13 protein-coding genes are annotated in these 13,629 nt (G+C 60.1%); 3 read left to right on the forward strand and 10 right to left on the reverse strand.

What is annotated here, in order from left to right:
• The first annotated feature begins 50 nt into the window (after positions 1 to 50).
• Complete coding sequence (locus GOW48_RS05180) at positions 51 to 890, forward strand: CPBP family intramembrane glutamic endopeptidase (protein ID WP_170751924.1); 840 nt, start codon at positions 51 to 53, stop codon at positions 888 to 890.
• On the opposite strand, the gene GOW48_RS05185 is transcribed toward GOW48_RS05180, so the two are convergent.
• Positions 891 to 1,349 (reverse strand): Lrp/AsnC family transcriptional regulator, encoded by a 459-nt coding sequence (locus GOW48_RS05185; protein WP_170353602.1) that lies wholly within the window; start codon positions 1,347 to 1,349, stop codon positions 891 to 893.
• A 136-nt stretch (positions 1,350 to 1,485) separates the two neighbouring features.
• On the opposite strand from GOW48_RS05185, the gene ald reads away from it, so the two are divergent.
• Entirely contained in the window at positions 1,486 to 2,604 is a 1,119-nt protein-coding gene (ald, locus tag GOW48_RS05190) for an alanine dehydrogenase (RefSeq protein ID WP_170353603.1), read from the forward strand.
• A 190-nt stretch (positions 2,605 to 2,794) separates the two neighbouring features.
• On the opposite strand, the gene GOW48_RS05195 is transcribed toward ald, so the two are convergent.
• Complete coding sequence (locus tag GOW48_RS05195; RefSeq protein WP_174821823.1) at positions 2,795 to 3,556, reverse strand: mechanosensitive ion channel family protein; 762 nt, start codon at positions 3,554 to 3,556, stop codon at positions 2,795 to 2,797.
• Positions 3,557 to 3,818: 262 nt separating this feature from the next.
• Here GOW48_RS05195 and GOW48_RS05200 point away from each other — a divergent pair, with 262 nt between their 5' ends.
• Entirely contained in the window at positions 3,819 to 4,517 is a 699-nt protein-coding gene (locus tag GOW48_RS05200; RefSeq protein ID WP_170751926.1) for a glutathione S-transferase family protein, read from the forward strand.
• Between the two features lie 40 nt (positions 4,518 to 4,557).
• Here the strand turns inward: GOW48_RS05200 and GOW48_RS05205 are convergent, their stop codons facing one another.
• The 8 genes from GOW48_RS05205 to GOW48_RS05240 form a co-directional block, all read right to left on the reverse strand.
• A complete protein-coding gene (locus GOW48_RS05205) occupies positions 4,558 to 5,004 on the reverse strand; it encodes a YtoQ family protein (RefSeq protein ID WP_170751928.1) in 447 nt (148 codons plus the stop codon).
• Between the two features lie 68 nt (positions 5,005 to 5,072).
• Complete coding sequence (gene pheT, locus GOW48_RS05210; RefSeq protein WP_170751930.1) at positions 5,073 to 7,469, reverse strand: phenylalanine--tRNA ligase subunit beta; 2,397 nt, start codon at positions 7,467 to 7,469, stop codon at positions 5,073 to 5,075.
• Between the two features lie 78 nt (positions 7,470 to 7,547).
• The gene (locus GOW48_RS05215) at positions 7,548 to 8,351 is read right to left on the reverse strand and encodes a CE1 family esterase (protein WP_170751932.1); all 804 of its coding nucleotides are present in this window, start codon (positions 8,349 to 8,351) and stop codon (positions 7,548 to 7,550) included.
• Between the two features lie 596 nt (positions 8,352 to 8,947).
• A complete protein-coding gene (gene pheS / locus GOW48_RS05220) occupies positions 8,948 to 10,021 on the reverse strand; it encodes a phenylalanine--tRNA ligase subunit alpha (protein ID WP_170751934.1) in 1,074 nt (357 codons plus the stop codon).
• A gap of 70 nt (positions 10,022 to 10,091) precedes the next feature.
• A complete protein-coding gene (locus GOW48_RS05225; RefSeq protein WP_170751936.1) occupies positions 10,092 to 11,462 on the reverse strand; it encodes a glutamate--cysteine ligase in 1,371 nt (456 codons plus the stop codon).
• Between the two features lie 64 nt (positions 11,463 to 11,526).
• A complete protein-coding gene (locus tag GOW48_RS05230; RefSeq protein ID WP_170751938.1) occupies positions 11,527 to 12,054 on the reverse strand; it encodes a hypothetical protein in 528 nt (175 codons plus the stop codon).
• Positions 12,051 to 12,899 carry a GNAT family N-acetyltransferase gene (locus GOW48_RS05235; RefSeq protein ID WP_170751940.1) on the reverse strand — a complete coding sequence of 283 codons (849 nt, stop codon included), beginning with the start codon at positions 12,897 to 12,899 and terminating at the stop codon, positions 12,051 to 12,053. The genes GOW48_RS05230 and GOW48_RS05235 overlap by 4 nt, the downstream gene beginning before the upstream one ends.
• Positions 12,896 to 13,618: a 16S rRNA (uracil(1498)-N(3))-methyltransferase gene (locus GOW48_RS05240; RefSeq protein ID WP_170751942.1), complete on the reverse strand. Its 723-nt coding sequence runs from the start codon at positions 13,616 to 13,618 to the stop codon at positions 12,896 to 12,898. Before GOW48_RS05240 ends, GOW48_RS05235 begins: the two co-directional genes overlap by 4 nt.
• Between the last annotated feature and the right edge of the window lie 11 nt (positions 13,619 to 13,629).

Consider the following 13,629-nt stretch of genomic DNA (forward strand, 5'->3'; position numbering starts at 1 on the left):
CGCGCCCAACCACGGCATCAAGGCGCAAACCGAACTGCAAAGGCGCGACTTTGACCCATTTTTTCGCATTGCTGCCCACGATCTGGCCGTGGCTTTTGCTGATCACCGCCATGGTCAGCACCGTATCAGGCAAACAGGTTTTGGGTATGGGATTATTGGCGGTTTTCGGAGCGGTCTCGCTGACATTGGGGCTGGTTACGCCGATCGCCGCAGGGGTGGTCACTGTCGGTTTTGCAGGCGCGTTGATACTGCGCAACCTGTCCGGGATGTGGGCCGCGCTTGGCCATGTTACACTCGTCATATGGTGCATCGCGCTCGGGGCGCATCTGGTCCCGGGATTTCACAACCCTCTGGTCCTTGATCAGGTTCAATCTGGCCCTTTAAGTCGCGATTTCACGATGTACTTGAACCTGGACAAGCCCATGGTGCTGTTCACCGTGGCTTTGGCGTGGCCCAGCATGATTGGTGGGGCGGTGGCACTGCGCAAAATCCCGTTGGCAGTTGGTTTCGCCTTGCTGCCTGCGCTGTTGGCAGTGGGTTCTGCCGTCAATGCCATCCGCCCCGAGATCAGCCTGCCCCATTGGTGGGTGATCTTCGCGCTGTCCAATCTCTTCCTGACCTGCCTGACGGAAGAGGTGTTTTTTCGCGGCTATTTGCAATCGTTGATCTCTTCCCGTTTTGGCGCGGGTCTGGGGATAGCTGCTGCAAGCCTTCTGTTTGGTTTGGTTCACGTCGGCGGAGGACCGGCATTGGCAGGTTTCGCAACCATTCTGGGCGCGGCTTGCGGGCTGGGTTATTATGCAACCGGGCGTCTGTGGGTTCCTGTCCTCATGCATTTCGGCTTCAACGCCGCGCATTTGGTGCTGTTCACCTATCCCGGACCGGCCTGATCAAACCGGTAAGGCCGTGGTTTTGAACACAGTTCGGAGCGCAAACGAACTTTGCATCTGCGCCACACCAGGTAGTCGCGACAAGTATTGCCGATGGATGCGGGCAAAGTCCTCGGTGTTTTCGGCGACGACTTTCAAGATGTAGTCCGCCGTTCCCGCCATAAGGTGACACTCCAAAACATCCGGAATACGGGCAACGGCCTTTTCGAAGGCATCCAGAACCTCTTCGGCCTGTCCTTGCAGAGTGATCTCGACAAAGACGGTCGTCGGCACGTTCATCTTGCGTGCATCCAACAGGGCAACGTAGTTGCGAATAAAGCCCTCAGATTCCAGCCGTTGCACCCGTCTGTGGCAGGCCGAAGGCGACAAATTGGCCTGTTCGGACAGTTCTGCATTCGACATACGACCGTTACGCTGCAATGCCGCCAGAATCTTTCGATCCGTCGTATCAATGGCCATCTGCGCAATCCTTTTGCAAGTTTAGGCCAAAATACCGAAAATTTTTCGGAATTAAAGCGTTCACACGGGCAGAGTTTCACAGAAATTGCGCGCAAAGTTGCCCATTATTTAAGCAGTTTACAAACGGAGAGACCAAATGAAGATCGGTTGCCCCAAAGAAATCAAACCGCAGGAGTTCCGCGTCGGAATGACCCCGAACGCTGCGCAAGAAGCGGTCGCGCGCGGCCACGAGGTGATCATTGAAACCGGAGCCGGTCAGGGCTCGGGTTTTGACAATGCCGACTACGTCGCAGCCGGAGCGCGCATTGTCGACACCGCAGCCGAAGTTTTCGCCACTGCCGACATGATCGTCAAAGTCAAAGAACCGCAGGCAGGCGAACGCAAGATGCTGCGCGAGGGACAGCTGCTGTTTACCTATCTGCACCTTGCCCCGGACCCAGACCAGACCCATGACCTGCTTGCTTCGGGCTGTACGGCTATCGCGTACGAGACTGTAACGGACGCCAATGGGGGGCTGCCTTTGCTTGCACCCATGTCCGAGGTTGCAGGTCGCCTCGCCCCGCAGGTCGGGTCGTGGACCCTGCAGAAGGCCAATGGCGGGCGCGGTGTTCTGATGGGCGGCGTTCCCGGAGTTGGTCCAGCGAAAGTTGTTGTCATTGGCGGTGGTGTCGTGGGAACACATGCCGCCAAGATCGCCGCGGGGATGGGGGCAGACGTGACGGTTCTTGACCGGTCGCTGCCGCGCCTGCGCTATCTGGATGACGTGTTTGGCGGGACGTTCAAGAACCAATACTCGACAGCTGGCGCAACGGCCGAGCTGATCCAATCCGCCGATATGGTGATCGGCGCGGTGCTGATCCCCGGTGCGGCTGCGCCAAAGCTGGTGACCCGCGCGCAACTTTCTACCATGAAACCCGGAGCAGTCCTTGTCGACGTTGCGATTGATCAGGGTGGGTGTTTTGAGACATCGAAAGCGACGACCCATGCCGAACCGATCTATGATGTGGATGGCATCATGCACTATTGCGTCGCCAACATGCCCGGAGCTGTCGCCCGCACATCGACCATCGCGCTTGGCAACGCCACCATGCCCTTCATGCTGGCGTTGGCCGACAAAGGCTGGAAACAGGCCTGTCAGGACGACCCTCATCTGATGGCCGGACTGAACGTACATGCGGGTCAGCTGACCTACTACGCCGTCGGCAAAGCTCTTGGGATCGACGTGGTGTCCCCCAACGTCGTCATCAAGGCCTAAGATACTCCCGCCCCTGAAAGCGCCCTCTGACGAGTGCATTTACAGCGTTGGGCGCACTGCCGCGCTGATCGCGCGGCGCGGTCGAATCTCTGACCAACGTTGCAACAAACGAAAATGCGCCGCGCGATCAGCGCGGCGCTGGGCCCAACCGGAAAAGGGCATTTCAATGCCCGTATGACGGGCGTGAGCGTTATGCCTGTTTTTGGATCTCGACCGAATGCGGATAGGGAATCGATACACCCTTGGCATCGAACGCTTCTTTAACGGCTTTCGTGATTTCAAACCTCACGTCCCAATAATCTGCAGTGGCGCACCACAGCCGCGCCGTCAGATCAACCGAGCTGTCGCCCAGATTGGTCACGCGCACCCAAGGCTCGGGATCGTTGTGAATACGCTCATCGGCCTTGGCCACATCCAGAATGATCTGCATCGCCTGATCTGCGCTGTCGCCGTAATCAATCCCGAAAACCAGGTCCACGCGTCGCGTGTCATGGGCCGAGTAGTTGGTGATAACCGTTCCCCATGCCTGACCGTTTGGCACGATAATCTGCACATTATCCGGCGTTACCAATTCGGTCGTGAACAGGTTCAGGTCTTGCACTGTCCCTGCAGTACCGCCGATATCCACATACTGACCCAGCTTGTACGGCCGAAACACCACCAGCATCACGCCCGCCGCCAAATCGCTGAGCGTCCCTTGCAACGCCAGACCGATGGCCAGTGATGCCGCACCCAAAATGGCAACAATACTTGTGGCCTCAATCCCGAAAATCCCTAGAACGGCAACCAGAACCATCGCTAGGATAGCCCATTTCACTAGGCTGGCCATAAAGTTGCCTAGGGTCGGGTCAATCTGCGGGGTCGCGTTGATGCGCCGGCGCACCATACCGCCTATCGCACCGGCCACGATCCAGCCCAAAATCAGAACAATCAGTGCCTTGACTGCATTCATGATAAGCGGAGCAAACGCCCCTACCTGAGTTACGACCTCGTCCACGCGCTTCTCCTTCTGCTAGCTATGCAAAACCCGCGACACGCGCGCGGGATGCACAAGATTGTGAGCGAGAATACCCCTCTGGTCTAGGTGCGGAATGAACCGGTTTTCCCCTCTGTTGCGAAATGCACAAGAACTGACCGGGAATGCACAGCTGCTCTACTGGTAACACATTTAGCCAGTGCTTACCTCAACTCGGAACCGCATTCAGGAGCGCACCATGCTTGACACCTCAACTCATCCAATTACCGGCCGCTGGCCTGCCCAGACACCCGACAGGTTGCAGCTTTATTCCTATCCAACGCCAAACGGTGTCAAAGTTTCGATCATGCTGGAAGAGATCGGCCTTCCCTATGAAGCGCATCTGGTCACGCTGGCGGATTCAGATGTCAAAAGCCCCGAGTTCCTGTCGCTGAATCCAAACAACAAAATTCCTGCGATTATTGACCCCAACGGCCCGGATGGCGAGGCTGTATCCCTGTTCGAGAGCGGCGCAATCCTGCTATATCTGGCAGAGAAAAGCGATCAGTTGATGGGCGCGACCGCAGCGGACAAAGCCCGCGTGACGCAATGGCTGATGTTCCAGATGGGTGGTCTTGGCCCGATGTTCGGTCAGCTTGGCTATTTCCACAAATTCGCCGGTAGCGAGATCGAAGACCCTCGCCCCCGCGAACGCTACATCAACGAAGCCAAGCGCTTGCTTAATGTGCTAAACACCCAGCTTGAAGGGCAGGAATGGATCGCGGGCAGTTATTCAATTGCCGATATCGCCATTGTACCGTGGCTGCGAGGCTTGGACTATTACGGTGTGAAAGAGCTGCTTGGATGGTCTGATTTCGCCAACCTTCAGCCATATGTGGACCGCTTTCTGGACCGCCCAGCGGTCCAGCGCGGATTGGTTATCCCTGCGGCTAGCTAAGGCAGATCGGGGGCGAGGCATTGCCCCGCCCCATCGACCGCTATCCGGGCAGTTGCCCGGTCAGAACATAGCGCAGAACCTCGACTACCTGCGCCGGGTGCTCGGCCACGGCCAGAGCTGCGGCGTCGACCTCTTTCAGCGCGTGCTGATGGTCGGGGCCGTGCAGCACGATCAGGGATTTGCCCAGAGCGGCAGCGTACCCTGCGTCGAAGGCCGCATTCCACTGCTTGTATTTCTCGCCAAAGCGGACCACGACCAAATCCGCATCCGCGATCCCCTTACGGGTGCGGATCGCGTTGACCATCGCGCCCTTGTGATCGTGCCAGTATTTGTTCGGCTCAGCCCCCAGAATGGCCACGCCGCAATCGTCACTGGCCGCGTGGTCGGTCACCGGGCTGTTAAAGGTGATTTCCAGCCCCTGCGCGCCTTCGATGATCTGGTCGCGCCAATCGGTGTGAATCTCGCCCGAGAGGTAAACGTTCAGCATGTCTTGTTCCTCCTGAAATGAAAAAGGGGCGCGTCCGGCCCCTTTGTCTTGTTAGCTTGTCGCGCCAATCAGCCGCGCAGAAGGCCGCCCGTGGCCTTGGACACTTTGGCGATGATCTTCTGACCAACCGCCTCGATATCCTCTTCCTTGAGGGTCTTGTCCGTCGGTTGCAGACGCACGGTGATGGCCAGCGATTTCTTGCCCTCACCCAGGCTGCCACCGATGAATTCATCGAACACGCGTACATCGTCGATCAGCGCCTTATCCGCGCCTGCTGCTGCGTTCACCAAGGTCAGAGCTTCGACATCCGCATCAACCACAAAGGCAAAGTCACGTTCCACCGCCTGCAGATCGCGCAGTTCAAGCGCCGCGCGGGTGGCCCCGGATTTGCGCGGCAGAGGCACTTCGTCCGGCCAGATGGTAAAGGCCATCGCCGGACCCTTGATATCCAGCGCTTGCAGGATGCGCGGGTGCAGTTCACCAAACACGCCCAGCACCTTTTTCGGACCGAGACAGATTTTGCCATGACGGCCCGGATGCCACCACGCATTACCATCGCGCAGGACCTGCACCTTCGCGGGCGCTCCGATCGCGGCCAGTACGGCCTCGGCATCGGCTTTGACGTCAAACACATCTACCGCGCGCGCGGCCCCGTGCACATCTTTGGGACCATCGCGGCCCACCAGCAGACCAGTGATCTGGGTTTTCTGGTTGCCGGGCTCGCCGCCGTGGAAAACAGGGCCAACCTCGAACAGGGCAACATCGGCAAAGCCGCGCGCCTGATTGCGGGCGGCCGCCTGTAGCAGGCCGGGCAGCAGATCGGGGCGCATATGGCTCATTTCCGAGGAAATCGGGTTTTCCAGTTGCGTCGCGGCATCGCCGCCCCTGAACAGGGCCGCCGAGGCCTTATCAATGAAGGTATAGGACACACATTCATTGTAGCCCAGCGCCGCACAAGTCCGGCGGGCCATCGACTGACGGCGCTGCGTCGGTGTCATCACCGCCTTGGGGATGCCATCGGTCACTCGCGGCAGCGGTTTGCCCTGCAGCTTGGTCAGCGAGGCAATCCGCGCGACCTCTTCCACCAGATCGGCCTCGCCCATGACATCGGGGCGCCAGCTGGGCACATGGGCCATCTCGCCTTCGAGGCGGAAACCCAGACGGGTCAGGGTCTGGCGCTGTTCGCTTTCGGGTATGTCCATCCCGACCAGCGACTGCACCCGCGCCGCATCCAGCTTGTAGGCGCGCGCGTGGTTCGGGGCCTTACCGGCCTCGACAACCGAGGATACCTCGCCGCCGCAGATATCCAGAATCATCTGCGTCGCCTGCTCCAACCCTTCGCGGGTGAATTGCGGGTCAACGCCGCGTTCAAAGCGGTAACGCGCGTCCGAGTTAATCTTCAGAGCGCGGCCCGTCAGGGCGATCTGCACGTGATCCCAAAAGGCGCTTTCGAGGAAGACATTGACCGTTTCATAGGTACAGCCGGTTTCCTCGCCGCCCATGATACCCGCGATAGATTCCGCGCCCTTGTCGTCCGAGATCACCATCATACCGCGCTGCAGGGTGTATTCCTTCTCATCCAGCGCCACCAGCGTTTCACCGCCCTTGGCGCGGTGAACCCGCAGGTTGCCCTGCACCTTATCCGCATCAAACACGTGCAGCGGGCGGTTCTGGTCAAAGGTCATGTAGTTGGTGATATCCACCAACGCCGAAATGGGACGCAGACCGATGGCCTTCAACTGATCCTGCAGCCATTGCGGGCTGGGGCCGTTCTTGACGCCCCGGATTACACGACCGGTGAAATGCGGCGCGCCGTCCAGGGTGTCGTCGTCAATCGTCACCTTGATCGGGCATTCGAAATCCCCCGGCACTGGCGCGTGGATATGCTCTTTCAGCGTACCCACACCGCGCGCTGCCAGATCACGTGCGATGCCAGCCACACCCAACGCATCGGGGCGGTTCGGCGTGATCGCAATCTCGATCACCGGATCGACCTTGGACGGGTCATTCTCGGCCAACCAGTCGACGAAGCGATCACCGACCTCGCCCGAGGGCAGTTCGATAATGCCATCATGCTCGTCCGACAGCTCCAGCTCACGCTCGGAGGCCATCATGCCAAAGCTTTCGACGCCCCGGATCTTGCCGACGCTGATGGTGATATCCAGACCGGGGATATACATGCCCGGTTTGCAAACCACGACAGTGATGCCTTCGCGCGCGTTGGGCGCGCCGCAAATGATTTGCAGATCGCCCTCGTCGGTTTCCACTGTGCAGACCCGCAGTTTGTCGGCGTCGGGATGCTTTTCCGCGTGTTTCACATGGCCCAGCGTAAAGCCTGCCAGCCGGTCCGCCGGGTTCACAATCTCTTCGACCTCTAGCCCGAGGTCGGTCAGCGCCTCGGCGATCTCATCAACCGACGCGTCCGTGTCGAGGTGGTCTTTCAGCCAGGACAGAGTGAATTTCATTGCTCGGGGCCTTTTTTGGCAAACATCCAGTCAGCACAGGCAATGACAAAGAATGCGCCAAGGTGCAAGCGCTGTGCGTCACGGATAGGTGGGGGTGCGGCCCAAAAGCTCGTCCAATTGCCGCCCGATCCAGCCATGGGGGATAAAATGCCCGCCCGGATGCGTGTCCAGCGTCACCTGCCCGCGTGCGCAATCGGTCCACTCCACTCGGCTGAGGGTCAGGATCGGCACCACGCTCCAATCGCCGCGCGGGGTGGCATCGTGGCACTCATACGCCGCCCGCCACAGCGCCACCGGGTAGGTCGTGTCCCCATTGAAGCCATAAGGGAAATCCATCACCGTATCGCTGAGGCCGTGTACATGGCGCGCCTCACGCGGGGCTTCGGGGCAGTCTTCGGTCTGGCGGATGCTGCCTGCAACAGCGAGCAGCGCGGCAATGTCATTGCCCGACTGGCACACATAGCGCCACGCCATCGCGCCGCCAAAGGAATACCCCGAGACGTAGATACGTTCAGGATCAACCGGATAGCGATTGGCCACATCCTCCAGCACCGCATCGGCAAAGGGAACGTCACGCGTGTCCGATGTCCAGAAGTCCCAGCTTTTGCCCAAGCCGTTGGGGGCCACCAGCAACACGCCGCGCAGTTTTGTGGCCCCGGCGATGCGCTGATGGTTCACCACCACAGTACCCTGCCGCGCCCAGCCGTGGAAATGCAGCAACACGGGCAGAGGCGTTTCGCCGTCCCACCCCTCAGGCTCAAGCACATGATACGAGCGGTCGCCGAGCTCGCAGGCGGTGTCGCCATGGCAATCGGATTTCCACGGACCCAAGGCGAATGCAGGGGTGGCGGTCATCAGCAGGAAAAGCAGTCGGTAAATCATAGGCCGGAGCCTAGCCGCCTGACGCGGACTGTCACGTCACAACCGTGTGGGAAACTGTAACACGCGCAGATTTCAGCCCTCCGGACAGAGCGCAAGTAGCACTATCGCCAGACCGCGGGATAGCGATCTGCCAGCTGTGCTGCCCACTTTATGCTGGCCAAATCCGCGCACTGTTCGAGCGGTGCGAAGGCGGAGACAAATCGCCAGCCCGTCCGGGCGGTTTCGTCCATTGGGCTCGAACCAATGGCGCCATAATGAACGACCGATAGCGCGGTGGCCTATCGGCCTTTGCTCCGCGCTAATTTCTTGAAACGGCCAAGCAGTTTCTTGGTTTTCCAAAGTTGATTGCGTCGACCACTTTTAACTTGGTCCCGTTTCTCCCAGACCCGATGAAATGCCAGCATAAAAAGCCCCTGAAATGGCGACATTGCAAGCAAAATCAGAACACTCATCCATCCCAGCAAAAAGCTGTCCAACACACAGAAAACAAGAAACCAGGAAAACAGAAGACCCGCGCCAACCCACCTGCGGTTACGCCCAGAGAACGCATAACACCGGTCGTAGTATTTCGAGAAATACACGCCGAGCAGATACACTTACCGGCTCAAACCACCATGCAGGTTCGGCATATCCAGCGCCGCGAACCCATAGTGGCGCAGCCAGCGCAGATCACTGTCAAAGAACGCTCGCAAATCCGGAATGCCGTATTTCAGCATCGCCAGACGGTCGATGCCGATCCCGAACGCGAAACCCTGATACACCTCGGGGTCGATGCCACCGGCGGCGATCACCTTCGGGTGGACCATGCCGGAACCCAGAATCTCCATCCAGTCGTCGCCCTCGCCGATCTTCAGCTGGCCGTTATCCCAAGAACAGCGGATATCGACCTCGGCCGAGGGCTCGGTGAAGGGGAAGTGCGAGGCGCGGAAGCGCAGCTCGACGTCGTCGACCTCGAAGAAGGCTTTCACGAACTCTTCCAGAACCCATTTCAGGTTCGCCATCGAGATGTCCTTGTCGATGGCCAGCCCTTCGACCTGATGGAACATCGGCGTGTGGGTCTGGTCATAGTCGGCGCGATACACACCGCCCGGACAGATCACGCGGATCGGCGCGCCCTGTTTCTCCATCGAGCGGATCTGTACCGGAGACGTATGGGTACGCAGCACATGCGGCGGACGGTCGTCACCTTCGGCGCGGTGCATGTAGAACGTGTCCATCTCGGCCCGCGCGGGGTGGTGGCCGGGGATGTTCAGGGCGTCGAAATTATACCAGTCGTCCTCGATCCGGGGCCCTTCAGCCACCGAGAAGCCCAGTTCGGCGAAGATCGCGGTCAGTTCCTCGGTCGCCTGGCTGATCGGGTGGATCGAGCCCTGACGGCGCGAACGGGTCGGCAAGGTAACGTCCAGCCATTCGGTGCGCAGACGTTCATCCAGCGCGGCATCGGCTAGCGCGGATTTTTTGGCGGCCAGCGCCGAGTTAATCTCATCCTTCAGAGCGTTCAGCGCGGGGCCTGTAACCTGGCGTTCCTCGGGGGTCATTTTGCCCAGCTCGCGCATCTTCAGCGCGACCTCGCCTTTTTTGCCCACGGCGGCGACGCGGATCGCCTCAAGCGCGCTCTCGTCGCCCGCTTCGGCGATTTGGCCCAGATATTTTGCCTTAAGATCGTCCATGACGCCCTCTGAATTTGGTCGCCAACCTGCTATCGGCCCCGCCCCGCGAATGCAAGCGGGACGGTGCTGATCAATAGCTGTATTCGGGATAAATCCGGGTCAGATCGCCATTCCAGTCGCCATTGTAGTGATCCAGCAACTCATCGGCGGGGACTTTCCCTGTGTCGATGCTTTCCTTCAGCGCGTTCAGGAAATGCGTCTCGTCCGGCACCAGACCACCTGCGCCGGGGAAGGCGCGGGATTTCAGACCAGCCTCGGAGATCGCCACGACCTCGCGTGCCAAATCGTGCATTTTGATGCCGCCAACCTGTGCCTGAAGACCCTGAACGGCAGCCTGAACGCGCAGTTCTTCGCGGGTGTCCGCGTCCCAGCCTTTGACCAGATCCCACGCCGCATCCAGCGCACCCTGATCGTAGGTCAGACCGACCCAGAAGGCAGGCAGCGCGCACAGGCGTCGCCACGGGCCGCCATCGGCGCCGCGCATCTCCATGTATTTCTTGATGCGAGCCTCGGGGAAAGCGGTGGTCAGGTGGTCGGCCCAATCGCTGAGCGTCGGCGTCTCACCGGGCAGCGCGGGCAGTTTGCCCTGCAGGAAGTCGCGGAAGGACATGCCCAGCGCGTTGATATACTGCCCGTCGCGATAGGCGAAATACATCGGCACATCGAGCGCGTATTGCACGTAACGCTCGAACCCAAAGCCCTCTTCGAACACAAACGGCAACATGCCCGTCCGCGCATCATCTAGATGCCGCCAGATATGGCTGCGCCAGCTTTTCTGGCCGTTGGGCTTGCCCTCGAAGAAAGGCGAATTGGCAAACAGCGCCGTCGCCACCGGCTGCAGGGCCAGCGCGACACGTAGTTTCTGGACCATGTCGGCCTCGGACCCAAAGTCGATATTTACCTGAACAGTACAGGTACGCCGCATCATGGCGCGGCCCATGGTGCCGACCTTTTCCATGTAGTCGTTCATCAGCCGATAGCGGCCCTTGGGCATCAACGGCATCTCGTCATGGGTCCAGATCGGAGCCGCACCCAGACCGATGAAGCCCACGCCGATCTCATCGGCGATATCCTTCACCTCGCGCAGGTGGGTGTTCACCTCATCGCAGGTCTCGTGGATCGTCTCCAGCGGAGCGCCCGATAGTTCCAGCGCACCGCCGGGTTCCAGGCTGACATTCGCGCCGTCCTTTTCCAGACCGATCAGGTTGTCGCCCTCGCGCACCTCGGCCCAGCCATGGCGGTCGCGCAGACCCTCAAGCACCGCAACAATGGAACGCTTGCCCTCGAACGGCAGCGGTTTCAGCGTGTCCTTGCAATAGCCGAACTTTTCATGCTCGGTCCCGATGCGCCAATCGGCTTTGGGCTTGCAGCCCGATTCCAGATATTCCGCTAGCTGTTCGTGGCGTTCGATCGGCCCGCCGCCGGACTGGGGGATGGACATGAACCGCTCTCCGATCCTGATGTGTCTGTCTTTGGGTCAGTCGTGGGGGGAAATGCCGCCAGTGTCAATGCAGCCGCAGATGCGCCGGGCGCATCGGGCGCTTTTCCCAGATCACTACAGGATGCACCGCACCGCCGTTCAGTTCGGCCAGCATTTGCTCGGTTTTCAGCCCCGGCAGGTTCGAGAACACATCAAACAGCGCCTCTGCACCTTCGGCATTCACGGGAATGTGAAGCGTTGGCTGGCCCGGCTGAGACAGCACCCAATGCGCCGGGTTCGAGGTCGGGTCCAGTGCCAGCCGTTCGATCTCGCGTGCGGCGACCATGCCGCCGTCCAGCGGGCCCAGATAGGTGATCTGACCTTCGTCGATGGTGACAACGCCGGGGCCGCCTGCCCCAGTACGGAATCGCGCGCGCTGAAAACCTATGACGGCCAGCGCCACGGCCACGGCAACCAGAACCCAGCCCATCCAGCCCAGCAATCCGCCGGGGCCGCTGATCCAGCTAAGGCCAACGAGCAGGACGGCCACGGCAACCAACACTTCGCGCCAGCGCCACAGGGCCAGTTTGGCTTCGGGTCGGATAAAGCTCATGCCGGGTCCTTTGGGTCTTTGAACAGGATCAGTGAAAACTGCCCTGCCGGTTTGAATCCAATAGCCATATAGGCACGCGCTGCGGAATCAGAAGCCGCAAACAGAACGGCACGGGACACACCACTGGCGTTTGCCTCAAGCAGATGCAACCCAACCGCCAAGCGGGCATACCCCCGCCCACGCAGTTCGGGCGGGGTATAAACCCCTCCGATCTGGACAACGTCAGGCAAGCGTGCGTTGAACCCGGTCATGGCCACGGGCTGCCCGTCGATCAGCAATATTCGATGTGAGTTGCGCTGAGTATAAGCGACAAAGTCCTTACGCGCCTGTTTGCGTGCGCGGGCGGGATCGAAATCCATCGCCTCGATCAAATAGTCGGTCCGCCAGCCTTCGGCAATGTCCCCGTAAAACCCGCTTAAGGGTTCCAGCATAGCGCCCGTCGTGTCCGGCACGACAAGCTGTGTCAGGTCCAGCGTAAAGCCCGGTTCATCACTGTTGAGCGTCGCGGGTCTGCCGGCCCATCCCGCCATCTGCATGATACGCCGCGCCTGAGCCGCCTCGGCGGCGATGCCGAACAAGGGACGCCCCCGGATCAGGTCAATCGCGGCCATAAGCTCGTCATCGGAACAGTCCGGGCACTGGGTCAGGACCATGCCCTCATTAGTGATCGCGAAGACCGCGCGAGGGCCGTCACCCAAAGTCCAGACGTTCAAAGCACGAGGGTCCGTGCCCCTCAAACCAAAATCCCGCAGATTGGCCAGAGGAAACATCGAGGTCTGAATGTGGTCGGACAAAAACCGGGTGATGCGTGGCACGTCCTCTTGTTGGGCCTGTTGCCAGCTCATGACCAATCCCCCAGTGCCTGCTGCCACATGGTCAGCGCCGCCACCGCTGCTGTATCCGCGCGCAGAATACGTGGCCCAAGGCTGACCACATGTGCGTAGGAAAGACCAGACAAGCGGGCCCGTTCGCGATCCGAAAACCCACCCTCGGGCCCGATGAGAATGGCCCAGGGCTGGCCCGTTTCATTGGCTGCCAATCGCAGGACCGACCCAACCTCTGCCTCGTCGCAGAACATCAGTTGTCGGTCTTCCCACGCATCCAGCACGCGATCAAGCCGCTGCAGATCGGAAACCTCGGGCACGTAAGTTCCGCCGCATTGCTCTGCCGCCTCAACGGCATGCGCCTGAAGGCGGTCTTGGCGGATACGCTCGGAATTGGTGAATTCAGTCTGCACGGGCAGGATACGCGCAGCCCCCATCTCGGCTGCTTTTTCGACAATGAAATCGGTGCGCGCCTTTTTGATCGGCGCAAACAGGAACCACAGATCGGGCGGCATTTGCAGTGGTTTGGTCTGGCGGGCGCAGGACAGCACGCCGCCACGCTTGCCCGCCTCGGCCACGTCGGCAAGCCACTCGCCATCTTGGCCGTTAAACAGAGCCACCTGCCCGCCCACGGCCAGCCGCATGACGCCAAACAGGTAGTGGGCCTGATCACGCGTCAAAGGAACCGATTGCCCCGGACCCAAAGGGTGCTCTACATACAGTCTGATCTTTGCACTCATGAGACCTTAAT

The sequence above is a fragment of the Ruegeria lacuscaerulensis genome, assembly GCF_013033355.1.
GTDB classification, from domain to species: domain Bacteria; phylum Pseudomonadota; class Alphaproteobacteria; order Rhodobacterales; family Rhodobacteraceae; genus Ruegeria; species Ruegeria lacuscaerulensis_A.